The following is a 23,873-nucleotide window of genomic DNA, read 5'->3' as shown; positions in this document are numbered from 1 at the left end:
CCGCAAGGGGGAGGGAGACGACTGAGACATCTTGAAAGGTGGTGAAGGTTACCCTTCTCACTCCACCGCCAGAATAGTGCACTGCTCGGGGACGGGGACGAGCTTGGCGTTGGCGCCGGGCTCGAGGATGCGGGTGAGGGGGCAGTTAGCGAGGAGGGCGCCGGCTTCGGTTTCGGCCTGGTACTGGTAGGCGCGGCCGAGATAGGTGCGGAGGCCCAGTTTTGCCGGAATGCCTTCGGCGGCCATGTCGTCGGTGACGGCAAGGCCATCGGCGCGGCAGGCAAGCACGAACTCACCGGGGATGGCGCCATAATGCTCGAGGCTGAGCGTGAGGCGGACGCCACCGGCAGCTTCCGCCGTGACCTTGGCGCCGTCGCGGGCGACGACCTTCATCGGCACGAGGTTTTCAAAGCCGACGAAGCGGGCGACGAAGGCATTGGCCGGACGCTGGTAGAGATTTTCCGGCGTGTCGAGCTGCATGATCTTGCCGGCATGCATGATGGCGACGCGATCGGAGATCGAGAAGGCTTCTTCCTGATCGTGGGTCACATAGACCGAAGTGGTGCCATTGGCGCGCTGCAGTTGGCGGATTTCGACACGCATGTCGATGCGCAGCTTGGCGTCGAGGTTCGACAGCGGCTCATCGAACATCAGCAGCGGTGGCTCGATGACGAGGGCGCGGGCGAGTGCCACGCGCTGCTTCTGGCCACCCGAGAGGGCGCCGGGCAGGCGCTCGGCCAGATGGGCGAGGCCGACGCGCTCGAGCATGGCGGTGACGCGCTTGGTCTTGGCTTCGCCGGAGACGCCGCGCTGCTTGAGACCGAAGCCGACATTGTCGGCAACGGTCAGGTGCGGGAAGAGCGCGTAGTTCTGGAAGACGAGGCCGATATCGCGCTGGTGGGCGGGCAGGCGGGTGAGGTCCTTGCCCCCGAGCGTGATCGTGCCGGAGGTCGGCTGCAGGAAGCCGGCGACGAGGCGGAGGGTGGTGGTCTTGCCGCAGCCCGAGGCGCCGAGCAGGGAGACCAGTTCGCCCTCTGCGATATCGAGCGAGAGGTCTTCGAGAACCTTGGTCTGGCCGTAGTGGGCGGTGATGTTGCGGATGGAAAGGGGCTTGGTCACGGCGAGACCTCTATTTGGCAAGGAAGGTGAGGCCCAGTGTGCGCTCGACAATGGCCATCACGGCCACGGTGAGCACCATGAGCAGAACCGAAACCGAAGCCACGGTGGGATCGAAGAATTGCTCCATATGAGCAAGCAGCTGGATAGGCAGGGTGGAAATGCCCGGTCCGGTGAGGAAGATCGAGATCGACACATCGTTGATCGAGGTGATGAAGGCCAGGATGAACGCGGCGATGACGCCCGAGCGGACATTGGGCAGCAGCACGGTGAAGAAGGTCTTCAGCGGCGGCGAGCCCAGGCTGATCGCGGCTTCCTCGATGGAGAAATCGAAGGAGGCGAGCGAGGCCGAAATGACCCGGATCACATAGGGCAGGATGAGGATCGTGTGCCCGATGATCAGCGAGATGAAGATCGGCGCATTGAACTGGAAGGCAAGGTTTTTCAGAAGCGAGAAACCCAGCACCAGTTCAGGCACCAGAACCGGCAGCACGAAGAGCGTCGACAGCCAACCCGGAAGCTGGATGCGATAGCGGCTCATGGCGTAGGAGGCCGGAATGCCGATCAGCAGCGCCACGAAGGTGGCGATGAAGGCCACCTGCAGGCTCGTGGTGATCGTGCGCCGGAAGGCGTCGATGGCAAAGATGTTCTCGAACCACCTCAGGCTCAGTCCCTGCGGCGGGAAGGTGAGGAAGGTGGTGTCGCTCAGCGCCGAGCCGAGGACGATGACGAGCGGCCCGACCAGGAAGAAGAAGACGAGGACGGTAAAGCCGATCAGTGCGGGATGGAGTTTGGTTGGCATCAGACGGTCATCGGGTTGAGGCGGCGTGCCGCTGCGTTCATCGCCATGACGATGGCGATCGTGAAGACCACCATGATGGCCGCGATGGTGGAAGCGCTGACCCAGTCAAAGGTGACCATGGCCTGCTGGTACATGAGGGTGCCCATCATCATCACCTGTTCGCCGCCGAGAAGCTGTGGCGTGGCGTAGGATGTGAAGCTGCCGGTGAACACCAGCACGGCGCCGACGATGAGACCGGGCACGGCGAGCGGCAGGATGACCTGGGTGAAGGTCGCCGACGGCTTTGCGCCGAGCGAGGCCGAGGCCTGGATGAGGTCGTCCGGGATGGCTTCGAGCACGCCGACCAGCGTCAGGATCATCAGCGGCACGAAGAGATAGACCATGGCCACGATGACCGAGCCCTGGGTGTAGAGCATTTGCAGCGGCTCGGTGATTATGCCGAGATTGACGAGGGTGGTATTGAGAATGCCGTTCTTGCCCAGGATGATGAGCCAGGCAAAGGAGCGGACCACGACGCCGGTCAGCAGCGGGAAGACGGCGGCGATGATCAGGATGGATTTGAGCCAGCCCGGCGCGCGCGACACCACATAGGCGGTGATGAACCCGACCACGAGCGCAATGGCGGTGACAATCAGCGAGACGTTGATGGTCCGGATCAGCACGGTGCGGCGGAAATTGCTGCCGAAGAAGGCCTGGTAGGTGGCGAGCGGGCCACCCGGCGTGCCGAACGTGGTGTAGATGGTAGCGGCAACAGGGACCACAAGGCCCAGGAGGACCAACAGGGTTGCCGGCGATGCCAGCGTCCAGCCTGCGAAGCGTTTCATATTTTCGCCTTCACAATGACGGTGCGCCCGCCAATGGCGGGGCCTCTTTCCTGCCGGGCAGGAACTTAACGGAATTGCGGTGTACTACAGAAGTCGCACCCGCTCGGAAATGGCAGAAAGCGGCTGGCTCAGTGCCTAATCGTCACACCCTTGTTACGGTAGCGACAGGCGCGCAGCTCTGCAATCGGGCGCCGGCGATGCCGGGAGAGCAGATGGCGTAGCGAAAAGGGGCGTGACGATAACCGCCACGCCCCCGATCAAATCTTACATGCCGAAGATTTCGTTCCAGCGATCAACCCAGCCGCCCTTGGCGGCGTTCATCTTGGCGTAGTCGATACGCTGCAGGCCATCGATCACGTCGGCGCCGTAGGTCCAGAGCGAAGCCTGCTCGGGCGTGAGCGTGACGGACTTGACCACGGGAGCATCGACGCCCTGTTCGGCCAGCTGCTGCTGGATTTCGGTGGAGAGGATGAAGTTGATGAACTCGTGAGCCAGCTCGGGTTCGGCAGCGCCCTTCGGAATGTTCACCGTGTTGAGCGTGGCGATGGAGCCTTCCTCGAGATCTGCCCAGACGACGGAGGGAACCGCAGCCTGGATCTGGCCCAGGGTGAAGTCCTGCGCGATGGCGGCGGTGATCTCGCCAGTCGAGAAGAGGTTAATCATCTCCGAGCCGGTATTGTAGTTCTTGACCACGTTCGGCTTGAGCGCTTCAACGCCGGCAAAGGCGGCATCGGCGTTCTCGAATGCGTCGACGCCTTCATGATCGCCGGCCTTCATCACGACCATCGGGCCAGCCGTGGTGGTGATGCCGGGGAGCGAGAGCGAGGAGGCGAGGTCGTCGCGCCAGAGATCGTTCCACGAGGTGATCGGGGAGGCGATCTTTTCGCTGTCATAGACGACGCCCACGCGGCCGATCGTGTAGGCCGGGCCGTAGCCGCCCTGAGGATCCTTGGCGAGGTCGTAGATGCCTTCAAGGTTGGGGATCTTGGACGGATCGATCTTCTGGAACACGCCCAGATCGATGCCCTGCTGGCTGAAGCTGTCGGAGAAATAGGCAACGTCGACACCGGCGCCGTTGCGGATCTGCAGCTTGTTCAGGCGCTCGCCATTATTGCCGGTTTCGAACTGGATCTCGCAGCCGCACTGTTCGCGGAAGGGAGCCAAGACGATGGATTCAAGCTTTTCGCCGTTAAAGCCCCACCAGGAGATGGTGAGGGTCTTGGTCTGAGCGAAAGCGGGCGTTGCGAATGCGGCTGTGGCGGCGAGACCAAGCGCGAGAGTGGTGGCGACGAACCTTGACATTTTTCGAGTTCCTTTTGCCCAAACCGGGGAAAGTTGGGCAAGCTGATAGTGATGTCCCTGCGGAGAAGAGCCTATTTTTTCAGCGCTTGTAATACAAGTTCAATTCTTAGGCTTTCCTCACCTTGCTGATCGCATTCAGGGCCATTGGGAAGCGATCACGGACCCGTGTTAGCGGGATCGTGGGCGGCGGCAAGCGCGACCTCCAGGCTTGGTTAAAGATAGAGGTGCGCTAGCTCGCCTCGGCGATATCGACCGCATTGGCATGGAAAAGGGCGGAGACCACATCGGTCTGGGTCACAATGCCGGCCAGCGTGCCGTTGTCGGTGACAACGGGCAGATGGTGGTGGCCGCTGCGCAGCATGAGCTGGATGACCATGGCCAGCGGCATGGCGGCGGGGATGGTGGAGACAAGGGGCGTCATCACATCGCGCACCCTGCCGCGCAAGGGGCGATCAGCGCGGGGCAGAAAGCGGCTGGCACTGGCGCTCGGGCCCCAATCGGCTTTGTCGAGAAGATCGGTCTGGGTGAGAATGCCGACCACGCGTCTGGCGTCGTCGATCACGGGAAGGGCCTTGATGCCTTCCCTGCGGAGGAGGCGCAGCGCGACGCGCAACGATGTGCCGGGGGCGATGGTGGTGACCGCGCGTGTCATGATCGCTGCGGCGGTGATGTCGCCCGAGCGGCGCGCAAAGGCGATGATCTCGGCGCGCTGCAGGACATCCCCCAGATCCACGGGGTCGACGCTGACCACTTCGTCGCGCTGGGCGATGGCCTTTTCGAGATCAGAGACGGTAACGCCGAGGCTGAGCGCTTGAGGGGCGGTCTCCGAACCGGCACGCGCGGTGACGGCCGGGCGGTGCGGATAGTCCTTGCCGGTCAGCCGGTTGAAGGCGACCGCAATGGCAAGCAGCAGTAGCGAATTGACCGCGACCGGCCAGGCGACGAAGACATAGCCGAGGTCTGTGATGGCCGGGCCGCCGATGACCGCGGTCAGCGCAACGGCGCCGCTGGGCGGGTGGAGGCATTTGAAAGTCAGCATCAGCCCGATGCTGACTGAGACGGCCAGCGCCGCTGCAAGCGGCACATCGCCGATCCACTGCGCGCAGGTGACCCCGACTATGGCAGCCAGGCAATTGCCGCCGAGGATGGACCAGGGTTGAGCCAGCGGGCTGGCCGGCACGGCAAAAAGCAGCACGGCCGAAGCGCCGATGGGCGCCATCAGCAGCGGCCAGTCCGGGCCATTGCCCAGCGCCAGTGTCGTCAGAGCCGCGGTGGCCAGCAGGCCGATAAAGGCGCCAATGGAGGCGCGCAGCCTCTCGCGATGGCTGACGGGGACAAGATTGGGCAGGAAACGGGCAAGGCGGGACATGGCGCTGGCAATAGCATTGCCGTCGCGCGGCAACAAAGGCGGGGAATGCGAAGTTCGGCGGGTTTGGGTAAAATCTTGCTGGGGGGATACCCGCTCCTAGCCTCCCCCCGATAGGGGGAAAGATCTGCCGGTGGTTCATAAATATCGCGGCAAACGCGATAGGTTAGGGGGGGATCCCCCAAACCCTACTCCGCGTGGTCCTTGACCGATTCCATCGAGACGTGGGTGGAGGTGTGGGCGACGTGGGGCAGGGCGGAGATCTTTTCGCCCAGCACTTCGCGATAGGCGGCGATGTCTTTGGTGCGGACTTTTAAGAGATAATCGAAGCTCGAGGCGATCATGTGGGCCTGCTCGACCTCGGGGAGGGCGCGGACGGCCTTGTTGAAGGCGGCGAGCGCGGCCTTGCGGGTGTCGGAGAGCTTGACCTCGACAAAGGCGACATGGGGCAGGCCAAGGCGCTCGGGATCGATGACGGCGCGATAGCCCAGAATATAGCCTTCTGCCTCGAGCCGCTTGATGCGGGCCTGGCAGGGCGTCTTGGATAAATTCACCCGCCGGCTCAACTCGGCTATGCTGAGGCGACCATCGCGGGAGAGCTCATCGAGGATACGACGATCGATCTGGTCCAAAGTCTCGTGGGTGATGGTTTTCATGGTCGTTTCGCCTAAGAGAGGCCGCCATATTACCAGCATTGATGGCGCTGTCCCAGATGATCAGGCGAAACGCCTGTGAGAGGTCTGGCATATCTGCTGGCAACGATTTTTGAGTGATGTCCATGACCGATATCGACGCCATCCGCGGGGAAATGCGCGCCCGCATCTATGCAGATGAAAACCAGCTGGTGCCCCAGCTCATCGAGGCGACGGGCCTCGACGAGGCGCAGCGCCGCGCCGTCTCGGGCCATGCCGAGCAGCTGGTGACCACGGTCCGCAGTGGCAACAAGCTCGGGCTGATGGAGAGCTTCCTGGCCGAATATGGGCTCGCGACCGATGAGGGCGTGGCGCTGATGTCGCTGGCCGAGGCGCTGCTGCGCGTGCCGGATGCCGAGACCGTCGATGCGCTGATCCATGACAAGGTGGGCGGTTCGGACTGGGCCAGCCATTTTGGCGGTTCGTCCAACCAGCTGGTCAATTTCTCGTCCTGGGCGCTCAGCCTGACGGCAGATGTTCTGGGTGATCCGGAAGTCGGCCCCAAGAACGCGCTGCACCGCGCCATCGCCCGTCTGGGCGAGCCCGTGATCCGCACTGCCGTTGCGCAGGCGATGCGCGTGCTGGGCAGCCAGTTCGTCTTTGGCCGCACTATTGATGAAGCCATCAGCAATGCCAGGAAGCCCGAGGCACTGGGTTATCGCTATTCCTACGACATGCTGGGCGAGGCCGCCCGCACCAGTGAGGACGCCGAGCGCTATTTCGAGAGCTATGCCAGCGCCATCGCGAGCCTTGCGCCGCACTGCACCTCTGATGCCGTGCGCGACAATCCGGGCATTTCGGTAAAACTCTCGGCGCTGCATCCGCGCTATGAATTCGCCAAGCGCGAACGGGTTCTTACTGAACTGGTGGACTCGACGCGAAAGCTGGCGCTGGCGGCTCGCGCCGCCAATATGGGCTTCAATATCGACGCCGAAGAAGCCGACCGCCTCGATCTCTCGATGGAAATCATCGAGGCCGTTCTGGCAACGCCGGAACTCGCTGGCTGGGACGGTTTTGGCGTGGTGGTGCAGGCCTATGGCAAGCGTGTCCTGCCGCTGATCGACTGGCTGGAAGCCATTGCGGAAAAGCTCGATCGCAAGATCATGGTGCGCCTGGTCAAGGGCGCCTATTGGGATGCCGAGGTCAAGCGCGCGCAGGTGCTCGGGCTCGACGACTTCCCGGTCTATACCCGCAAGGCGACCACCGACGTCAGCTACATTGCGGCGGCGCGAAAGCTCTTTACCTGCAAGCGCATCTACCCGCAGTTTGCCTCGCACAACGCCCATACGGCGGCGGCAGTGCTGCATCTGGCCGCCGAAGCCGGGCGGTTCAACGACAGCTACGAGTTCCAGCGCCTCCACGGCATGGGCGAGCGGCTGCATGAAGTGCTGCGCACCAATCATTCGACCCGCACGCGTATCTATGCGCCGGTCGGTGCGCATAAGGACCTCTTGGCCTATCTGGTGCGCCGTCTGCTCGAAAACGGCGCCAATGGCTCGTTCGTCTATCAGATTGCCGACGAGGATATCCCGGCCGCACAGGTCGCCGAGGACCCGATCGGCAAGCTGCTGGCACTGGAGAGCTTTGCCAACCCGGCCATTCCGTTGCCCAAGGACATTTTTGGCGGGCGGGACAATTCGGCTGGCCTCGATATCACCGACCCGGTAGCGCTCGGTGCTGTCGACGCGGAGCGGGCAAAATTCCGCACGCATAAATGGCTGGCGACCACGATCCCGGCTTCGGCCGGAGAGGGCGAGGTCGCTGGTTCTGCGGCCGCGGTGATCAATCCGGCCGATCCCGACGATGTCGTCGGTCACGTCGTTGCCGCGACGGTCGAAGAGGTCGGTGCAGCGATCGGGGCTGCGGCGGCGTCCAACTGGGCCTGGACGCCCGTGGCAAGCCGCGCCGCAGCGCTGCGCAAGACCGCCGATCTCTATGAAGCCCATCGCGCCGAGTTGTTTGCGCTATTGGCGCGCGAGGCTGGCAAGAGCTGGTCGGACGCTGTGGCGGAAGTGCGCGAGGCTGTCGACTTCCTGCGCTACTACGCGGCGCAGGCCGAAGAGGGTGAACTGGGCGCGCCGCGGGGTGTGTTTGCGGCGATCTCGCCGTGGAATTTCCCGCTGGCCATCTTTACCGGCCAGATCGCTGCTGCGCTGGTGACCGGCAATGGCGTGGTTGCCAAGCCCGCCCCGCAGACGCCGTTGATCGCCTTCCGGGCGGTGCAGCTGATGCATGAAGCGGGGATTGCTGCCGACGCCATCCATCTGGTGCCGGGTGGCCCGGATGTGGGCACGGCCTTGACCTCGGACAGCCGGATTGCCGGCGTCGCGTTCACCGGCTCGCTGCCGACAGCGCATCGCATCGACCGCGCCATGGCGGACAACCTCGACCCCAAGGCCCCGCTGATCGCCGAGACGGGCGGGCTCAATGCGATGATCGTTGATTCGACAGCGCTGCCCGAGCAGGCGGTGCGCGATATCCTTGCGTCCGCTTTCCAGTCGGCCGGCCAGCGCTGTTCGGCGCTGCGCGTGCTCTATGTGCAGGAAGACGCGGCCGAGCGGACGCTGACCATGCTCAAGGGTGCGATGGACGAGCTGACGCTGGGCAATCCCTGGGACCTCGCCACCGATATCGGCCCCATCATCGATCAGCCGGCGCGCGAAAAGATCGAGACCTATCTGCGCGTTAATGCGGCAAAGGTGATTCACGCGCTCAAGACGCCGGCCAAGGGCAATTTCGTCGCCCCGACTGTGCTCAAGGTGAATGGCGTAGAGGATATCCCGGAGGAAATCTTCGGGCCGGTGCTGCATGTGGCGACCTTCAAGGCCGATGAGATCGACAAGGTGATCGCCGCGATCAACGCCTCGGGCTATGGCCTGACCTTTGGCATGCACACTCGCATTTCGAGCCGGGTTAAGAAGGTCTCCGCCTCGGTCCACGCTGGCAATATCTACATCAATCGCAACCAGATCGGTGCGGTGGTGGGCAGCCAGCCATTTGGTGGCGAGGGCCTGTCGGGCACTGGGCCCAAGGCGGGCGGGCCGCACTATCTGCCGCGCTTCACCACAGGGTATGCGGATTTGCAATCCGCTGCGCTGACGCTGCCCGGACCGACCGGCGAGAGCAATGTGCTCCATGTCGCGCCGCGCGGAACCGTGCTGTGCCTGGGACCGAGCGGACAGGATCTGGTGACCCAGCGACGTATGGCAGAGACGGCCGGTTGCGTGCCGCTGGTTGTGCCGGTGGATCTTGAGATGCTGGCAAATGCCACGACGTTCGAGGCGGTGGCGTTCTTTGGCGAAGGCGAGGAGCTGGTGCAGATCCGCAAGGCGCTGGCCGCGCGCGATGGCGCTATCCTGCCGCTGCTGACCGGCCCGGGCGATGTCGCCCGCCTGCAGTTGGAGCGCCAGGTCTGCATCGACACGACGGCAGCTGGCGGAAATGCCAGCCTGATGGCCGAAGCGGGTTAACGGGAACGGATGGGGCGGGGGTTTCTCCCGCCCTTTTCTTTTTGACGGGCGGCGCGGTACACCCACCTAACCTCCCCCTGATAGGGGGAGGGACGCATCGAGTTTGGACTGTTAATTTCCGCGATGACACGGTGGCGATAGGTGACCCGGTAGGCGCCCAGAGTGCGCTCTCTCCATGAGATGGCGAAAGCACTCTTCCAAGAACCCAAAAACTCAGGCGCGCAGCGCGACCAGCATGGCGAGCTTGGCCGGGATCGAAATGAGGTCGCGGATCTGCTGGACGCGCTCAGGCGTGTAATAGTCGGTGACATCGAGCATGTTGACGGTGCCAACCAGCACGTCGCCGACAATCACTGGCATATTGACGACCGACTGGCAGCCGAGCGAATTGATCAGCTCATGGTCGAAGAACACCTTGGCGATGTCTTCGATGGTGTTGGTGACGAAATATTCGCGGCGGCCGTGCACGACGTCGAACCAGGGGCCGTAATTGAGCGGCTTGGTGCCCGAGGCCGGGTAATTGGCGGGGTCGCTGGTATAGGCGCGGCGCGACAGCTCGGCGGCCATATCGACTTGCATGACAGTGAAAAGCTTGGCGCCGACAGTGGCCTGGACGAGGTTCTGGAGGGCGGAGAAGGCCTGCTCGGCACTCTTGGCCTTGGCGATTGCCACGTCGAAAGTGGCGAGGGCGGCCTGGTGGTCAGTCATTGAGGGTAGTCCTTGGTCTGGTAGATGCGGAGGCTCGTTGGGCCGAGCCGGTTTCTCCTCCCCAACACTCCCCGCGAGGGGAGATAGCGGCAGCCTTGGGCCCTAGCCGCCTTCAGTGGCGGCGAGCAGTTCCATCGAATAGGGCTCGTTGAGTTGGCCGGCCTTGAGCTGGGCGACGTCGGCGACTTCAACGATGCGGCCATGGCGCATGACGGCAAGGCGATCGCAGAGGAAGCTGACGACGGGCAGATTGTGCGTCACCATGAGATAGGTGAGATTCTGCTCGCGGCGGAGGCGTTTTAAGAGATTGAGGATTTCGGCCTGCACCGACACGTCGAGCGCCGAAGTCGGTTCGTCGAGCAGCAGCACCTTGGGTTCGAGCATCAGCGCGCGGGCGATGGCGACGCGCTGGCGCTGGCCGCCCGAGAGCTGATGGGGGAAGCGGAAGCGGAAGCGCTGGTCGAGACCAACCGAGCGCAGGACGGCGTCGACCCGTTCGCCACGATTGCCGATGCCATGGATGGCCAGCGGTTCGGTGAGGGCAGCATCGATGGTTTTTCGCGGGTGGAGCGAGCCATAGGGGTCCTGGAACACCATCTGGACCTGGCGCGAGACAGCCCGGTCGATCCGGTGGCTCCGGGGCTGGCCAAGGACGGAAATCTCGCCCGTCCAGTCCGGCGCAAGGCCGGCAATGGCGCGCAAAATGGTGGATTTGCCCGAGCCACTTTCCCCGACAAGGGCAAAGCTCTCGCCCTCGGGAATGGACAGGGTGACATCATGGACGACCTTGGTGTCGCCATAGGAGATGTCGAGATTCTTGAGGTCGATGGCGATCATGTGCCGGCCCATTGTGTCCGGTCGAGCACCGGCAGTTCTTCTCTTATTTCATCGATGACGGGCATGGCTGCGAGCAGGCCCCGCGTATAGGGATGCTGCGCCTTGTCTAGCTCACCGGCGGCGCATTCTTCGACCACGCGGCCCGAATTCATCACCAGCACGCGGTCGCAATAACGACTGACCAGAGCCAGATCGTGGCTGATGAGGATGAGCCCCATGCCCTTGCGGGTGACGAGGTCGTCGATGATGTCGAGCACCTGCGCCTGGACGGAGACGTCGAGCGCCGAGGTCGGTTCGTCGGCGATCAGCAATTCAGGCTCCGGGATCAGCATCATGGCAATCATGATGCGCTGGCCCATGCCGCCCGAAACTTCATGCGGGTAGAGTGTGGCGACGCGCTGGGGATCGTTGATGCGGACGGCACGCAGCATTTCTAGCACGCGGGCCTGCACGTCGCGGCGCGGCAGTTTCTGGTGGGTCACCAGGGCCTCGGCGATCTGCGCGCCCACCGTCATGACCGGATTGAGCGAGAATTTGGGGTCCTGCATCACCATGGAAATGCGGGCGCCGCGGATCGAGCGCATCTGCTTTTCGCTCTGGGCGAGAATGTCGATGCCATCAAAGCTGAGCTTGTCGGCGGTGACCTCGCCTGGCTTGCGGATGAGTTTGAGGATCGAGCGGCCGGTCATGGATTTGCCGGAGCCGCTTTCACCCACAATGCCCAGACGCTCGCGACCGAGCGTGAAGGAGAGGCCCTTCACCACTTCGACGCGGCCGGAGTGGGTCGGGAAGGAAACGCGAAGATTTTCGACTTCGAGAAGGGGCATGGTCATCAGCTCTTGCCCTCGTTCTTGGGATCAAGGACGTCGCGCAGACCATCGCCGAGGAAGCAGAAGCCGAGGGAGACGATGATGATGGCAAAGCCGGGCATGGTGGCGACCCACCACTGGTCGAGGATGAAGGTACGGCCGCGCGAGATCATCGCGCCCCATTCGGGCAGGGGCGGCTGGGCGCCAAGGCCGATAAAGCCGAGACCGGCAGCGGTGAGGATGACGCCAGCCATGTCGAGGGTGACGCGCACGATCATCGAGGAGGTGCAAAGCGGCAGGATGTGCTGGACGATGACGCGGATGGGGCCGCCACCGGCCAGCTGCACCGCCGAGATATATTCGGCATTGCGGATGGTCAGTGTTTCGGCGCGGGCAATACGCGCATAGGCGGGCCAGGAGGTGATGGCGATGGCGATGATGGCATTGTTGATGCCCGGGCCAAGCGCGGCGACGAAAGCCAGCGCCAGGATCAGCTTGGGCAGCGACAGGAAAATGTCGGTGAAGCCCATGAGGATGCGGTCGATCCAGCCACCGAAATAACCGGCAATGGCGCCGACGAGGAGGCCGAGCGGAGCCGAGATCAGGGCCACCAGCAGCACGATGGTCAGCGTGATCTGGGAGCCATAGACGACGCGCGAGAAGATGTCGCGGCCGAGCTCGTCCGTGCCCATCCAGTGCTCGCCCGAGGGCGGCAGCAGGCGATTGCCGAGGTTCTGCCCGGTGGGAGAATAGGGGGCAATCCACGGCGCGAAGGCGGCCGTGAGCAGCAGGACGAGAATGATGAGGCCGCCGAGGACCGAGAGCGGATTGCGCAGCAGGGCTGTCAGGACGCGATAGGCGCGCCCGGCATTGGCCTGCCAGCGGGAAGTGGGGCTATCGGCGAGGAGCCAGTCGCGAGTGGTCATGCGGAGACTCCTTTTTGAGACATGAACGAAAGGCCCCTCACCCCAACCCTCTCCCCAGAGGGGCGAGGGGGCTCGGCCGGTGCATTTTTCATTCGCCGCGGCAAAAGCCGCATCATCCTTGCGCGCACCGCTCTATCCCATGCGTCCCCTCGCCCCTCCGGGGAGAGGGTCAGGGTGAGGGGTGTGGCCGCGAAAACAGAACTCACCATCACCGGGCCCTCGGGTCGAGGACGCGGTAGAGCACGTCGGAGACCTTGTTGATGAAGATGAAGACGGCGCCGATCACGAGGGTCGAACCGAGCACGGCGTTCATGTCGGCGTTGAGCAGGGCCGTGGTGAGGTAATTGCCGATGCCGGGCCAGGAGAACACCGTCTCGATCATCACCGAGCCTTCGAGAAGACCGGCATAGGAGAGGCCGATGACGGTGATCAGTGGCACGCGGATGGGGTTGAAGGCGTGGCGCCAGATCACGATCCGCTCGGGCACGCCCTTGACGCGCGCCGTGGTGACGAACTCCTGGTTGAGCTGGTCGAGCATGAAGGAACGCGTCATGCGAGCGATATAGGCGAGGCTGAAAAAGCCGAGCACGGACGCCGGCAGGACGATGTGCCAGAGCGCATTCCAGAAGATGTCGATCTCACCGCGAATGAGGCTGTCGATGAGGATCATGCCGGTGACGGGCTGGACGAGGCCGTCATAGAAGATGTCGAGCCGGCCCGGGCCACCCACCCAGCGCAGGCGGGCGTAAAAGACGGCAAGGCCGACAAGGCCCAGCCAGAAAGCGGGGACGGAATAGCCCAGGAGGCCGACGACGCGGATCGCCTGGTCGAGCCAGCTGCCCTGGCGGGCGGCCGCGGTGACCCCGAGCGGTACGCCCAGCGCGATGCCGATCAGAATGCCGAGCGTGGCCATTTCGAAAGTGGCGGGGAAGAAGCGGCTGAGGTCTTCGGCCACGGGGCGGCCGGTCGAAACAGAGCGGCCGAGATCGCCGGTCAGAACATTGCCGACATAGGAAATGAACTGCTCGTAGATCGGGCGGTCGAGGCCCATGGCGCTGGCAGCGGCATCATATTGAGCCTGCGTCGCCCTGTCGCCGACGACTGCCAGAACCGGGTCGATCGGGATGACACGGCCGATGAAGAAGGTGATGGCCAAAAGGCCAAGAAAAGTGAGGAAAAGCGTGATGAGGAACCCGGCGAGCGCCGAAAACCGTCTGCCGACGCGCTTTGACGTCGAGACGGAGGAGGGCGCTACTTCAACGGGTGGCTGATCAACGCTCACGCGAAAACCTCTTGTACAAACAAAAACTTATCGCCGCAGGATGACTCTCTTGCGGAGCGGGAAACCTTTATATTTCACTTCCACCATACAAGAAACTTTGCTTATATCAAAAAAATTTTGGTGAGGGACAATGGCGGAAGAGGCCACTGCACGAGCGCAAGGGAGGCACCCAAAAGTGGGCGCGTTGATCCGTGCCCGCCGCCGTCAGCAGCACATGACCCTGATGCAATTGGGTGAAATTGCCGAAGTGTCGGTAGGATATCTCAGTCAGGTGGAGCGTGACCATGCGACGCCTTCGCTCGGCACGCTGGCGCAGATCGCGCGGGCCCTGGGCGTTCCCATCGACTATTTCATTTCGGCGCCTGCGCCGCAGAATGCCCTGACCCGTTCGGAAGAGCGAAGCCGGTTTTCGATCGATGGTTCCTCGGTGGTCTATGAGCGGCTCGGCGCCGATTTTCCGGGCAACCAGCTCTCCAGCTTCCTGATGACCGTGCCGCCGGGCTATCGCTCGGAAACGGTGGCGCATGAGGGCGAGGAGATTCTCTTCGTGCTGGACGGCTCGATCACCCAGCGGCTGGACGGCGAGGACATGGTGATGAATGCGGGCGACAGCCTGCATTTTCGCGGCAACCGCCCCCATTCCTGGTCCAACCACACGGACCGGCCTGCGCGTCTCCTGTGGACGGGCACGCTGGCACTCTTTCGGTCGACGGCCCGCCCGCAGCGGTCGGCAGTCGCGAAACCCAAACCCGGCACCAATAAGCCGGCCAACAAAAAAATCACCCCAAAGGAGAAACACTCATGAAGCTCTTTCGCGCTGCCTTGCTGGCCTCAGCGCTGACCCTGCCGCTGGCGGCAGGCGCAGCCTATGCCGCTACCCCCGCCGATGCGCTGGTCATCGCCCAGAACATCGACGATATCGTCGCGCTCGATCCCGCACAGGCCTATGAATTCTCGGCCGGCGAGATCAACGCCAACCTCTATGACAAGCTCGTCCAGTACGACGCCGCCGACACCACGGTGCTGGCACCGGGTCTGGCGTCGGAATGGGTTGCCGACGAAGCCGCCAAGACGCTGACCTTCACCATGCGTGACGGCGCCACTTTCGCCTCGGGCAATCCTGTCCGCGCCGAAGACGCGCAGTTCTCGTTCAAGCGCGTCGTGACGCTGAACCTGACCCCGGCCTTCATCCTGACCCAGCTTGGCTGGACCCCGGAAAACATCGACGAGATGGTGACCGTGGACGGCAACAAGGTCGTCGTGAAGTGGGATGGTGATTTCGCGTCGGCCTTCGTGCTGAACGTGCTTGCGGCCCGTCCGGGCGCCATCGTCGACGAAGTTCTTGTGCGCGAGCACGAGGAAAATGGTGACTGGGGCAATGCCTGGCTCAACACCAATTCGGCCGGTTCCGGCCCGTTCGTCCTGACCGACTACCGTCCGGCCGAACTGGTTCGCCTCACCGCCAACGAGACCTATTGGAACGGCGCGCCGGCGATGAAGCAGGTGCTGATCCGTCACGTTGCGGAAGCGGCAACCCAGCAGCTGCTGCTCAACTCGGGCGACGTCGATATCGCCAAGAACCTGACTTCCGACCAGGTGGCGGGTCTCGCGAGCGATGCGGTCAAGGTCGAGACCTATCCGCAGGCGGCCGTGCACTTCCTTTCGTTCAACCAGAAGACCGAAGAGCTGACCAATCCGGCCATCTGGGAAGCTGCGCGTTATCTCGTCGATTATGACGGCATGACCCAGACCTTCCTCAAGGGCCAGATGGAAAAGCACCAGGCCTTCTGGCCCAAGGGTTTCCCGGGTTCCTATGACGAGACCCCGTTCACCTATGACGTCGAAAAGGCCAAGCAGATCCTGGCCGATGCCGGCATCGAGACGCCGATCAACGTCACGCTGGACGTGATCAACTCGACCCCGTTCACCGACATCGCGCAGTCGCTGCAGGCCGGTTTCTCAGAAGCGGGGATCAATTTCGATATCCTGCCCGGCACCGGTGCCCAGGTGATCACCAAGTACCGTGAGCGTACGCACCAGGCCATGCTGCTCTATTGGGGCCCGGACTTCATGGATCCGCACTCCAACGCCAAGGCGTTCGCCTACAATTCCAACAATGCGGACGACAACTACACCGCGACAACGACCTGGCGTAACGCCTGGGCCGTGCCTCAGGAAATGAATGACGAAGTGACCGCAGCCTTGGCCGAAGCCGATCAGAGCAAGCGTAACGAGCTCTATATCGACCTTCAAAAGAAGGTTCAGGCCGAAAGCCCGATCGTCATCATGTTCCAGGCGGCCCTGCAGATCGCCATGGGCAGCAATGTTGACGGTTATGTGAATGGCTCCAATTCGGACTTCGTGTACTACCGCCTCGTAACGAAGAACTGATCCGCCAGCGGATTCTATGCGGGGTCGATGGCCCCGCATGTTCTCGAGATAGACGACGGCTGTCCCTCATGTCGTCGTCTCGCGGAGCCGGGCACTCCTCCTCCCGTCCGGCTCCGCCTCCTCTTTTGAAAATTGATAGACCCCTCACCCTAGCCCTCTCCCCAGAGGGGCGAGGGGACTGGATCGAGTTTGTGGCACAATCTCTGCAAGCGCGCCGGTCGTCTTCCATCGCCCCCCGGGGAGAGGGTTAGGGTGAGGGGCCGCGCCCCATAAGCAAACCAGCGAGTTATTCTCATGAATCCAACACTATCCGCCCGCATGGCCAAGCTGCGCCAGCGCATGTCCGACACGAATACGGACCTGGTCGTGATCGGCCCTTCGAGCCACATGACTTATCTCGCCGATCTCTCCCCGCATGGCGATGAGCGGCCGGTCATGCTGCTGGTGAGCAAGGATTTTGCCGGTTTCCTGATGCCGGCGCTCAATGCCGACAGCTCGCGCCAGCACACGGATCTACCGTTCTTCTCATGGGCAGATGCCGAGGGCCCGAACGCGGCGCTGGACCAATTGATCGACGCCACCGGCATTTCGCGGGTCAGCCCATCCGTGGTGATCGACGAAACCATGCGCGCCGATTTCGCGCTGCTGCTGCTCGATGCGCTGCCCGGGGCTTCGCGCCGGTTCACCCAGGACACGGTCGGCTATCTGCGCTCGCGCAAGGACCAGGCCGAGTATGATTTGCTCAAAGCCTCGCACCTGCTCAATGACGGGGCCATGGCGGCCGGTTTTGCCGCGCTGAAAGAGGGGATCACCGAGGTCGAAGTGGCCGAGGTCATCGCCAAATTCTACAAGGATAACGGCGCGACGACCCAGTTCATCTCGGTGTGCTTCGGCGCCAATGGCGCGTTCCCGCATCACCACACCGGTGCAACCAGGCTCAAGGCTGGCGATGCCGTGCTGCTCGACATTGGCGGCCGCATCAATGGCTACCCCTCCGACATGACGCGCATGGGCTATTTCGGCAGCAAGCCTGAGGGCTATGACGAGATCCATGACATCGTGAACCGAGCTGTTGAAGCCGCGCTTGCCGCGGTCAAGCCGGGTGTTCAGGCCAAGGAAATCGACAAGGCAGCGCGCGATGTCATCACCGCTGCCGGCTATGGCGAAAAATTCCTGCACCGGACCGGTCATGGCCTCGGCATCGACGTGCACGAAGCGCCCTATATCACCGGCACGAGCGAAACCGTTTTGGACGAAGGCATGGTGTTCTCGATCGAGCCGGGAATTTACCTGCAGGGGCGCTTCGGCCTGCGGCTCGAGGAGATCGTCATCATACGCAACGGCAAGGCGGAGATATTCTCCGAAATGCCGCGGACTGCCGTGGGGGCTTAAGGCTCCACCGAAAATGGTGGGTGCCGAAGCCACCTCCTAACCTCCCCCGGGAGGGGAGGGACTGGTTCTTTGGCGCACAAAAATTGCGGCAGACACGATTTATGCCTCTCCCTATCAGGGGGGAGGTGGGGGGCCTGGTCGATGGCGAGGATGAGGCCGGGAACGGTCATTTCTTGCGGGCGATAGTCTGGCGCACGGCGTCACCAATGCCGGCTTCATTGAGCCCGAAATTGTCGAACAGCCACTCGGCCGAGCCGGTCGGCACGAAGCCGGGGAAGCCGAGAATGCGCATGGGCACTGGATTGGTGGTGCTCACCACTTCGGCAATGGCGCCGCCGAGACCGCCGCGGACGGAGTGCTCTTCGACAGTGACGATGGCGCCGGTGTCGATGGCGGCAGCAATAGCCTCATCATCGAGCGGGTTGACGGTCGACATGTTGGCGACGCGGACCGAAATGCCCTCCGCGGCAAGCGTCTTGGCCGCCGCGACGGCGCGGTGGACGGTGGTGCCGCTCGCGATGATGGTGGCGTCCGAACCCTCAACCAGCGTTTCGGCCTTGCCGATCTCGAATCTTGCCCCGGCGGGACGCTCCAGTGCCGGCACGGCCATGCGGCTGACGCGGACGAACACCGGGCCGTCATGATCGGCGGCGGCCTTGATCGCCTCCGCCGTCTCCCACGGGTCAGCCGGCACGATCAGCTTGAGATTGGTGAAGAGGCGCAGCCAGGCGAGGTCTTCGATCGAATGGTGGGTCGGGCCGAGCTCGCCATAGGCGACGCCGCTCGACTGGCCGATGAGCTTCACATTGACATTGGAATAGGCAATGTCGGCCTTGACCTGTTCCAGCGCGCGGCCGGTGATGAAGCACGAGGCAGCCGAAACGAACGGGATTTTGCCGCCATTGGCGAGACCGGCACCGACAGCCACCAGCGTCTGTTCGGCAATGCCGACATTGACCATGCGCTCTGGGAATTTCTTGCGGAAGCCACCCAGCTTGGACGAGCCGACGCTGTCGCTGACCACGGTGACGATGCGCGGATCGGCTGCGGCCAAGGCCTCGATGGTCGAGGCAAAGCTGTCGCGGCAATCAAAGAGACCGGCTTTTGCAGGGGCAGTAGCGCTCATCAGACCAACTCCGCCATGGCTTGCTCAAACTGTTCCGTGTTGGGCACGCCATGATGCCAGGCGACATTGTCGTGCATGAAGCTGACGCCCTTGCCCTTGAAGGTATTGGCAATGATGCAGAGCGGCTTGCCGCGACCCTTGGGCGAGGCGGAGAGGACATCGAGAAGCGCACCATGGTCGTGACCATCGACGATCTCGACATGCCAGCCGAAGGCGCGCCATTTGTCATCCAGCGGATCGAGCGAGGCGGTGTCCTCGGTGCGCGCACCCTGCTGCAGCCGATTGCGGTCGATGATGAGGGTGAGGTTCTCGAGCTTGCGGTGCGCGGCGGTGAGCGCCGATTCCCAATTGCTGCCTTCCTGCAGCTCGCCGTCGCCGGTGAGCACGAAGGTGCGGAAATCGGCATTGTCGAGCTGGCCGGCAATGGCAATGCCCGTCGCGACCGGCAGACCATGGCCCAGCGGGCCGGTATTGGTCTCGACCCCCGGCAGATAATTGCGGTTGGGATGGCCGTTCAGCCTGGAGAGCGGCTTCATATAGGATTTGAGATCGGCCTCGGGGAAGAAGCCTGCGCGGGCCAAAACGGAATAGAAGGCGCCGGTGCAGTGGCCCTTGCTCATCACGAACCGGTCGCGCGCGGGATCGCGGGGATGCTTCGGATCATGGCGCAGCACGCCGAAATAGAGCGTCGCGAGAATATCGGCGGCGCTGAAATCCCCGCCGGGATGCCCCTGCCGCGCCTCGTACACCATCTGGAAACTGCGGCGGCGAATCCACAGCGCCTGGGCGGCGATTGCGGTGACGCGATCATTGCGGAGATCGAGGGCGGGGGTGGGCACGGGCGGATTGTTCCTGTCTGGGCAGCAGTCGAAGTCGCTTGATCAGCTTGCTGCAAGCCTAGCCTTCGACCTGACCGGCTATCAACTAGTATTTGCGATTTTTGCGGTTTATTTGTGAATGTCTGCATTTTGGTACTTTATGCGCGGCGAAACCGCATTGACCTTGCGAATGCCGGAGGCCAAGGCTAAGTCCTTGCCGGAAGTGATCGGGAGGGCAGGATTTGGCCGGTTCCACCACAAAGCCAGTCGACCCCGCAGCGCGTAGAGGGCGAAAGCCCATGGCGGACGCTGGCCGACAGAATTTGCTCGCCGAACCGAGGCGGATGAAAATTCTCGAGTGGTTGCAGGAAGAGGGGAGCGCCCGCGTGCGCGATCTCTCCGTGGCCTTCGCCGTTTCGGAAGCGACGATCCGCCAGGACCTCGAGCGCCTCGACGCCGAGGGCTTTGTGACCCGGGAGCATGGTGGCGCGCACCTGAAGTCCGTGCCGCAACAGGTGCAGTCCATGTCGCTGCATCACCTGGTCAATATGGACAGCAAGCGCAAGATTGGTCGAGCAGCGGCTGCCCTGGTCGGGCCTGGCGAGACCATTATCCTCGATGCTGGATCAACCACGACCGAAATCGCCAACAATCTGGTGTCCCACCAGAATTTGAACGTCATCACCAACGCGATCAATATCGCGCTTCTCCTGGGCGCCTTGCCCAGCATGACAATTCATATGTCCGGCGGTCAGTTCAAGGCGCCGACCCTGTCCTTGTCAGGCGAAAAAGCCGGCGAGTTTTTCCAGGGCGTATTCGCCGAAAAGTTGTTCCTGGCAACCGCCGGGGTGTCGTTCGATGCCGGGCTGACCTTTCCCGCCATGGCCGACCTCTACGTCAAGCGGGCCATGATCAAGGCGGCGTCGAAGGTCTATCTTGTGGCGGACAGCACCAAGATCGGGCGGACCTCCTTTTCGTCCCTCGGGCCGCTGGATGTTTTGACCGGCTTTATCACCGATGACGGCATCTCTGATGAAGACCGTCGCGAATTCGAGCGGCGGGGGATTGAAATCATCGTCGCAATCTAGCGCGCTTCGGGGCCGTGATTGGCGTGTGATTTGACAGCGCGCGGCCATCTCGCGCATGGCTTATGCCTGAACGAAAAAAAGCGAAAGCGTCATGCTTCGATTTTTGCGGTTTAATGTGGATGGCCGGGTTTTGTAGTGATAGCTGTTCCCGTCGGCAAAGGGGATGGGTTCAGGGCCAGTGTCGAGGGGCCCAGCGAGGGTAGTCCCTTCGTACGATTGCTTCCCGCGTGAACCGAATGCCGTGTTCGCGGTGGAATTGCCGGGGCGGCCCTATCTGGCTATTCGGGTCCCGCCCGGCGCAGTAGAGGGGTTTCCGGCCGCCCCCTGGTGCGTGCGGCCGGGCACCGAACGGGGCTCAGAGTGTCTTGGCCAAGGCCTCCATCTGCGTGGCGCAAAGGCCCCAGCCTTCGTGAAAGCCCATCTTCTCGTGGGCCTGCTTGTCCTCAACCGTCCAGTGCCGTGCCGTGGCCGTGTACCGCGTCTTGCCGCTTTCCTCCTCGAACGTCAGAACGCAGGTGAAGAACGGTTTTGAAGAGGGCTGCCAGTCCCCGACATAGGCGTCGGTAAAGACGAGCTTCTTGTTGGGAATGACTTCGAGATATTGCCCCGGATTGGGGAATTCGGTGCCGTTCTCGTCGGCCATGACGATCTCGCTGCGGCCCCCGGGGCGCAGATCGACCGAGGCGCGCGGCGTGCTCCAGGGTTTTGGCGCAAACCACTGGGTGATCAGGGCCGGTTCGGTCCAGCAGCGATAGAGCGCCTCGGGCGAGGCGTCGATCAATCGGGTGAGCACGAGATCGCGCGAACTGTCCTGGGTCATTTCTGGTCCTCCTGACGTTTATTGTCTGCAATGACGACGAGAGCCGGTGATGGCGTTCGACATATTCGATATGAAATATGCGAGCCCAGCCACCCCTTCATTGCGCCGTCCGTCAGGAGGCCGTTGCGGTCTTGTCGCTGAACCGTGTTTCGCCGGGTTCGGACGGTGCATGTCCGAGCGCCGCCAGGGCAGGGCGCAGGACGCCCCCGTGGGTGTCCAGCAATTGCCTGGCTGCGGCGAGATCGGGTGCACCGGCGGCAAGAAGCACGGCGGGCTTCACAAAGCCCTGGCTGGTGTCGAGCGCCCGCGCAGCGACAGTGTCATCCACCCCCGCAATGGCCGACACGATCGCCCGGGCCCGATCGCGCAGCTTGATATTGTCTGCGACCAGATTGACCATGTACCCGTCATGCACATGGCCCAGTTCGATGGCCATCATGGTGGAGAGCATGTTGAGGGCGATTTTCTGAGCCGTGCCGGCCCCCATGCGGGTCGAACCCGCGATCAGCTCTGGCGGCGTCGGCAGGCAAATGCCCACATCGGCGGCCGACAGAATGGGCGAACCCTCATTATTGGCGATGGCGATGGTGGCGCCACCGGCTTCGCGAACGGCCGCCAGCGCTGCCATGGGGAAAGGGGTCTGTCCGCTGGCGGTCACGGCAATGAGACAATCGCGATCGCTGGGTGCAAGGGCTTCGATCGCCCGGCGCGCGGCGTCGCTGTCATCCTCCGGTCCCCCGGCCATGTTGGTGAGGGATTGCAATCCCCCAGCCAGTACGACCGCGATCCGGTTCTGCTCGATGCCGTAGGTTCCGGGCAATTCCAGTCCGTCCGCGAGCGCCATCAGGCCCGAGCTGCCGGCAGCGGCATAGATGAGCCGGCCGCCTGCGGCAATTTTGGTGGCAGCGAGGTGGGCGCCGCGCGCAATGTCCGGGATCGCCGATTCGACGCTTTGCGCTGCGGCGACCTGACCATGGGCGAGAAGCCGAAGCACGCGATCTGCGGGGAGGGTTTCGAGCCCCTTCGCATCCATATGACGCATCTCGGTCTGTCGCATGAATTATCTCCTCCTCGGGAGATAATGCCAAAAAAATACCACTTGTCGAGTAGGGCGGCCGGAACGGGTCATCGTCCCCCCTTGTGTGGCGCCCGCGGGCTGAGACGCACAGCAATCTTCTCTGCCAAGTCAGTTTCGGCTTGGTGAATGGTATTTTATTGGTATTGTCAAAGCGAAGCGCTCGGTCTATCTGCGGAGATAACCGGTACCATCGTCAAGCGAGGAGAAAAGCGTGGCAGAGACGTTTGAAACGTTCTTCTCCGGCAATCCGGTGACCCTGCCGCAGGGCGGGCCCCTCTATCTTCAGCTCAAGCGCTGGATAGAGGATGCCATAAAAAGCGGCGCTATCAAGCCCGGAGATGCCCTGCCATCCGAGCGGGACCTGGCGCTGCGGGTCGATGTTTCGCGGGTGACGGTGCGCAAGGCGGTGCTGCATCTGGTGCAGGAAGGCTTGCTGGTGCAGCGGCACGGTTCCGGAACCTTCGTTGCGCCGCCGACCCAGCGGGTGGAGCAATCGCTCTCGCAGCTAACTTCCTTTACCGAAGACATGGCGCGCCGCGGCATGGCCGTGCGTGCCGAATGGCTGGATCGCGGGCTTTATGCGCCGTCGCCTGAAGAAACCATCATTCTGGGCATGTCTCCCGGCGAGCAGGTGGCGCGAATTGCGCGGCTTCGCCTCAGCGGCGACACGCCGCTCGCCATCGAGCGCGCCAGCCTATCGAGCGACATCCTGCCGGATCCCGGCCAAATCGCAGATTCGCTTTATAAGCACCTCGATCGCAGCGGCAATCGGCCGGTGCGCGCCATCCAGCGGATCCGGGCCGCAAATCTAGGCGAAGACGATGCGCGTTTGCTGCATGTATCGACAGGGTCGGCCGGACTCAATATCGAGCGCACATCCTATCTCGCGTCCGGCCGTGTCATCGAGTTCACCCGCTCCATCTATCGGGGTGACACCTATGATTTTGTCGCCGAGCTCCGGCTGGGTGACGCGCCGACCAACGGAGCAGGGCGGTGACAGGCCTCATGAGGGGCGTGTCATTCGAT

At 63.0% G+C, this 23,873-nt stretch carries 21 protein-coding genes; 6 read left to right on the top strand and 15 right to left on the bottom strand.

Annotated features, from left to right (window positions below; genetic code table 11):
- Positions 1–57: 57 nt before the first annotated feature.
- The 6 genes from N0P34_RS14320 to N0P34_RS14295 form a co-directional block, all read right to left on the bottom strand.
- The gene (locus tag N0P34_RS14320) at positions 58–1,119 is read right to left on the bottom strand and encodes an ABC transporter ATP-binding protein (RefSeq protein ID WP_275603899.1); all 1,062 of its coding nucleotides are present in this window, start codon (positions 1,117–1,119) and stop codon (positions 58–60) included.
- A gap of 10 nt (positions 1,120–1,129) precedes the next feature.
- Positions 1,130–1,921 carry an ABC transporter permease gene (locus N0P34_RS14315; RefSeq protein ID WP_275606992.1) on the bottom strand — a complete coding sequence of 264 codons (792 nt, stop codon included), beginning with the start codon at positions 1,919–1,921 and terminating at the stop codon, positions 1,130–1,132.
- Positions 1,918–2,742 (bottom strand): ABC transporter permease, encoded by an 825-nt coding sequence (locus tag N0P34_RS14310; protein ID WP_275603898.1) that lies wholly within the window; start codon positions 2,740–2,742, stop codon positions 1,918–1,920. The genes N0P34_RS14315 and N0P34_RS14310 overlap by 4 nt, the downstream gene beginning before the upstream one ends.
- A gap of 264 nt (positions 2,743–3,006) precedes the next feature.
- Positions 3,007–4,044 carry a polyamine ABC transporter substrate-binding protein gene (locus N0P34_RS14305; protein WP_275603897.1) on the bottom strand — a complete coding sequence of 346 codons (1,038 nt, stop codon included), beginning with the start codon at positions 4,042–4,044 and terminating at the stop codon, positions 3,007–3,009.
- Positions 4,045–4,273: 229 nt separating this feature from the next.
- Entirely contained in the window at positions 4,274–5,413 is a 1,140-nt protein-coding gene (locus tag N0P34_RS14300; RefSeq protein WP_275603896.1) for an HPP family protein, read from the bottom strand.
- Positions 5,414–5,598: 185 nt separating this feature from the next.
- Positions 5,599–6,066 carry an Lrp/AsnC ligand binding domain-containing protein gene (locus tag N0P34_RS14295; protein WP_275603895.1) on the bottom strand — a complete coding sequence of 156 codons (468 nt, stop codon included), beginning with the start codon at positions 6,064–6,066 and terminating at the stop codon, positions 5,599–5,601.
- Positions 6,067–6,188: 122 nt separating this feature from the next.
- Here N0P34_RS14295 and putA point away from each other — a divergent pair, with 122 nt between their 5' ends.
- Positions 6,189–9,572 (top strand): bifunctional proline dehydrogenase/L-glutamate gamma-semialdehyde dehydrogenase PutA, encoded by a 3,384-nt coding sequence (putA, locus tag N0P34_RS14290; protein ID WP_275603894.1) that lies wholly within the window; start codon positions 6,189–6,191, stop codon positions 9,570–9,572.
- A 213-nt stretch (positions 9,573–9,785) separates the two neighbouring features.
- Here the strand turns inward: putA and N0P34_RS14285 are convergent, their stop codons facing one another.
- From N0P34_RS14285 to N0P34_RS14265, 5 genes are all read right to left on the bottom strand, one after another.
- Positions 9,786–10,280: a GAF domain-containing protein gene (locus tag N0P34_RS14285; RefSeq protein ID WP_275603893.1), complete on the bottom strand. Its 495-nt coding sequence runs from the start codon at positions 10,278–10,280 to the stop codon at positions 9,786–9,788.
- A gap of 102 nt (positions 10,281–10,382) precedes the next feature.
- Positions 10,383–11,117, bottom strand: coding sequence for an ABC transporter ATP-binding protein (locus tag N0P34_RS14280; RefSeq protein ID WP_275603892.1), 735 nt, complete (start codon positions 11,115–11,117; stop codon positions 10,383–10,385).
- A complete protein-coding gene (locus N0P34_RS14275; protein WP_275603891.1) occupies positions 11,114–11,950 on the bottom strand; it encodes an ABC transporter ATP-binding protein in 837 nt (278 codons plus the stop codon). Before N0P34_RS14275 ends, N0P34_RS14280 begins: the two co-directional genes overlap by 4 nt.
- Positions 11,950–12,852, bottom strand: coding sequence for an ABC transporter permease (locus N0P34_RS14270; RefSeq protein WP_275603890.1), 903 nt, complete (start codon positions 12,850–12,852; stop codon positions 11,950–11,952). The genes N0P34_RS14275 and N0P34_RS14270 overlap by 1 nt, the downstream gene beginning before the upstream one ends.
- A 208-nt stretch (positions 12,853–13,060) precedes the next feature.
- Positions 13,061–14,038: an ABC transporter permease gene (locus tag N0P34_RS14265; RefSeq protein WP_275606991.1), complete on the bottom strand. Its 978-nt coding sequence runs from the start codon at positions 14,036–14,038 to the stop codon at positions 13,061–13,063.
- Between the two features lie 226 nt (positions 14,039–14,264).
- Here N0P34_RS14265 and N0P34_RS14260 point away from each other — a divergent pair, with 226 nt between their 5' ends.
- From N0P34_RS14260 to N0P34_RS14250, 3 genes are all read left to right on the top strand, one after another.
- Positions 14,265–14,939 carry an XRE family transcriptional regulator gene (locus tag N0P34_RS14260; RefSeq protein WP_275603889.1) on the top strand — a complete coding sequence of 225 codons (675 nt, stop codon included), beginning with the start codon at positions 14,265–14,267 and terminating at the stop codon, positions 14,937–14,939.
- Positions 14,936–16,525 (top strand): ABC transporter substrate-binding protein, encoded by a 1,590-nt coding sequence (locus tag N0P34_RS14255; RefSeq protein ID WP_275603888.1) that lies wholly within the window; start codon positions 14,936–14,938, stop codon positions 16,523–16,525. Before N0P34_RS14260 ends, N0P34_RS14255 begins: the two co-directional genes overlap by 4 nt.
- A gap of 294 nt (positions 16,526–16,819) precedes the next feature.
- On the top strand, positions 16,820–17,917 hold the full coding sequence (locus tag N0P34_RS14250; RefSeq protein ID WP_275603887.1) for a M24 family metallopeptidase: 1,098 nt from the start codon (positions 16,820–16,822) through the stop codon (positions 17,915–17,917).
- Between the two features lie 166 nt (positions 17,918–18,083).
- On the opposite strand, the gene N0P34_RS14245 is transcribed toward N0P34_RS14250, so the two are convergent.
- The gene (locus N0P34_RS14245) at positions 18,084–19,043 is read right to left on the bottom strand and encodes a transketolase C-terminal domain-containing protein (RefSeq protein WP_275603241.1); all 960 of its coding nucleotides are present in this window, start codon (positions 19,041–19,043) and stop codon (positions 18,084–18,086) included.
- Entirely contained in the window at positions 19,043–19,882 is an 840-nt protein-coding gene (locus N0P34_RS14240) for a transketolase (protein ID WP_345774435.1), read from the bottom strand. Before N0P34_RS14240 ends, N0P34_RS14245 begins: the two co-directional genes overlap by 1 nt.
- A gap of 278 nt (positions 19,883–20,160) precedes the next feature.
- Between N0P34_RS14240 and N0P34_RS14235 the strand changes: the two genes are divergently transcribed.
- Positions 20,161–20,949: a DeoR/GlpR family DNA-binding transcription regulator gene (locus tag N0P34_RS14235; RefSeq protein WP_275603886.1), complete on the top strand. Its 789-nt coding sequence runs from the start codon at positions 20,161–20,163 to the stop codon at positions 20,947–20,949.
- 355 nt (positions 20,950–21,304) lie between these two features.
- Here N0P34_RS14235 and N0P34_RS14230 read toward each other — a convergent pair whose 3' ends face one another.
- Together N0P34_RS14230 and N0P34_RS14225 are read right to left on the bottom strand one after the other, a co-directional pair.
- On the bottom strand, positions 21,305–21,769 hold the full coding sequence (locus N0P34_RS14230; protein WP_275603885.1) for an SRPBCC family protein: 465 nt from the start codon (positions 21,767–21,769) through the stop codon (positions 21,305–21,307).
- A 112-nt stretch (positions 21,770–21,881) separates the two neighbouring features.
- The gene (locus N0P34_RS14225; protein ID WP_275603884.1) at positions 21,882–22,826 is read right to left on the bottom strand and encodes an N-acetylmuramic acid 6-phosphate etherase; all 945 of its coding nucleotides are present in this window, start codon (positions 22,824–22,826) and stop codon (positions 21,882–21,884) included.
- A gap of 232 nt (positions 22,827–23,058) precedes the next feature.
- Between N0P34_RS14225 and N0P34_RS14220 the strand changes: the two genes are divergently transcribed.
- Positions 23,059–23,844, top strand: a complete 786-nt coding sequence (locus N0P34_RS14220; protein ID WP_275603883.1) for a GntR family transcriptional regulator — start codon at positions 23,059–23,061, stop codon at positions 23,842–23,844.
- Positions 23,845–23,873: the final 29 nt, after the last annotated feature.

Origin of the sequence: Devosia sp. FJ2-5-3 (assembly GCF_029201545.1) — a bacterium.
GTDB lineage: Bacteria > Pseudomonadota > Alphaproteobacteria > Rhizobiales > Devosiaceae > Devosia.
Note: the sequence above shows the minus strand (reverse complement) of the source record. Positions and strands in the feature narration are given on the sequence as shown.

What these genes read in the sequence shown, in the direction of transcription:
- N0P34_RS14310 (WP_275603898.1), bottom strand. Translation starts at nt 2,742, where the DNA reads ATGAAACGCTTCGCAGGCTGGACGCTGGCATCGCCGGCAACCCTGTTG.
- N0P34_RS14305 (WP_275603897.1), bottom strand. Translation starts at nt 4,044, where the DNA reads ATGTCAAGGTTCGTCGCCACCACTCTCGCGCTTGGTCTCGCCGCCACA.
- N0P34_RS14300 (WP_275603896.1), bottom strand. Translation starts at nt 5,413, where the DNA reads ATGTCCCGCCTTGCCCGTTTCCTGCCCAATCTTGTCCCCGTCAGCCAT.
- N0P34_RS14295 (WP_275603895.1), bottom strand. Translation starts at nt 6,066, where the DNA reads ATGAAAACCATCACCCACGAGACTTTGGACCAGATCGATCGTCGTATC.
- putA (WP_275603894.1), top strand. Translation starts at nt 6,189, where the DNA reads ATGACCGATATCGACGCCATCCGCGGGGAAATGCGCGCCCGCATCTAT.
- N0P34_RS14285 (WP_275603893.1), bottom strand. Translation starts at nt 10,280, where the DNA reads ATGACTGACCACCAGGCCGCCCTCGCCACTTTCGACGTGGCAATCGCC.
- N0P34_RS14280 (WP_275603892.1), bottom strand. Translation starts at nt 11,117, where the DNA reads ATGATCGCCATCGACCTCAAGAATCTCGACATCTCCTATGGCGACACC.
- N0P34_RS14275 (WP_275603891.1), bottom strand. Translation starts at nt 11,950, where the DNA reads ATGACCATGCCCCTTCTCGAAGTCGAAAATCTTCGCGTTTCCTTCCCG.
- N0P34_RS14270 (WP_275603890.1), bottom strand. Translation starts at nt 12,852, where the DNA reads ATGACCACTCGCGACTGGCTCCTCGCCGATAGCCCCACTTCCCGCTGG.
- N0P34_RS14260 (WP_275603889.1), top strand. Translation starts at nt 14,265, where the DNA reads ATGGCGGAAGAGGCCACTGCACGAGCGCAAGGGAGGCACCCAAAAGTG.
- N0P34_RS14255 (WP_275603888.1), top strand. Translation starts at nt 14,936, where the DNA reads ATGAAGCTCTTTCGCGCTGCCTTGCTGGCCTCAGCGCTGACCCTGCCG.
- N0P34_RS14250 (WP_275603887.1), top strand. Translation starts at nt 16,820, where the DNA reads ATGAATCCAACACTATCCGCCCGCATGGCCAAGCTGCGCCAGCGCATG.
- N0P34_RS14245 (WP_275603241.1), bottom strand. Translation starts at nt 19,043, where the DNA reads ATGAGCGCTACTGCCCCTGCAAAAGCCGGTCTCTTTGATTGCCGCGAC.
- N0P34_RS14235 (WP_275603886.1), top strand. Translation starts at nt 20,161, where the DNA reads ATGGCGGACGCTGGCCGACAGAATTTGCTCGCCGAACCGAGGCGGATG.
- N0P34_RS14230 (WP_275603885.1), bottom strand. Translation starts at nt 21,769, where the DNA reads ATGACCCAGGACAGTTCGCGCGATCTCGTGCTCACCCGATTGATCGAC.
- N0P34_RS14225 (WP_275603884.1), bottom strand. Translation starts at nt 22,826, where the DNA reads ATGCGACAGACCGAGATGCGTCATATGGATGCGAAGGGGCTCGAAACC.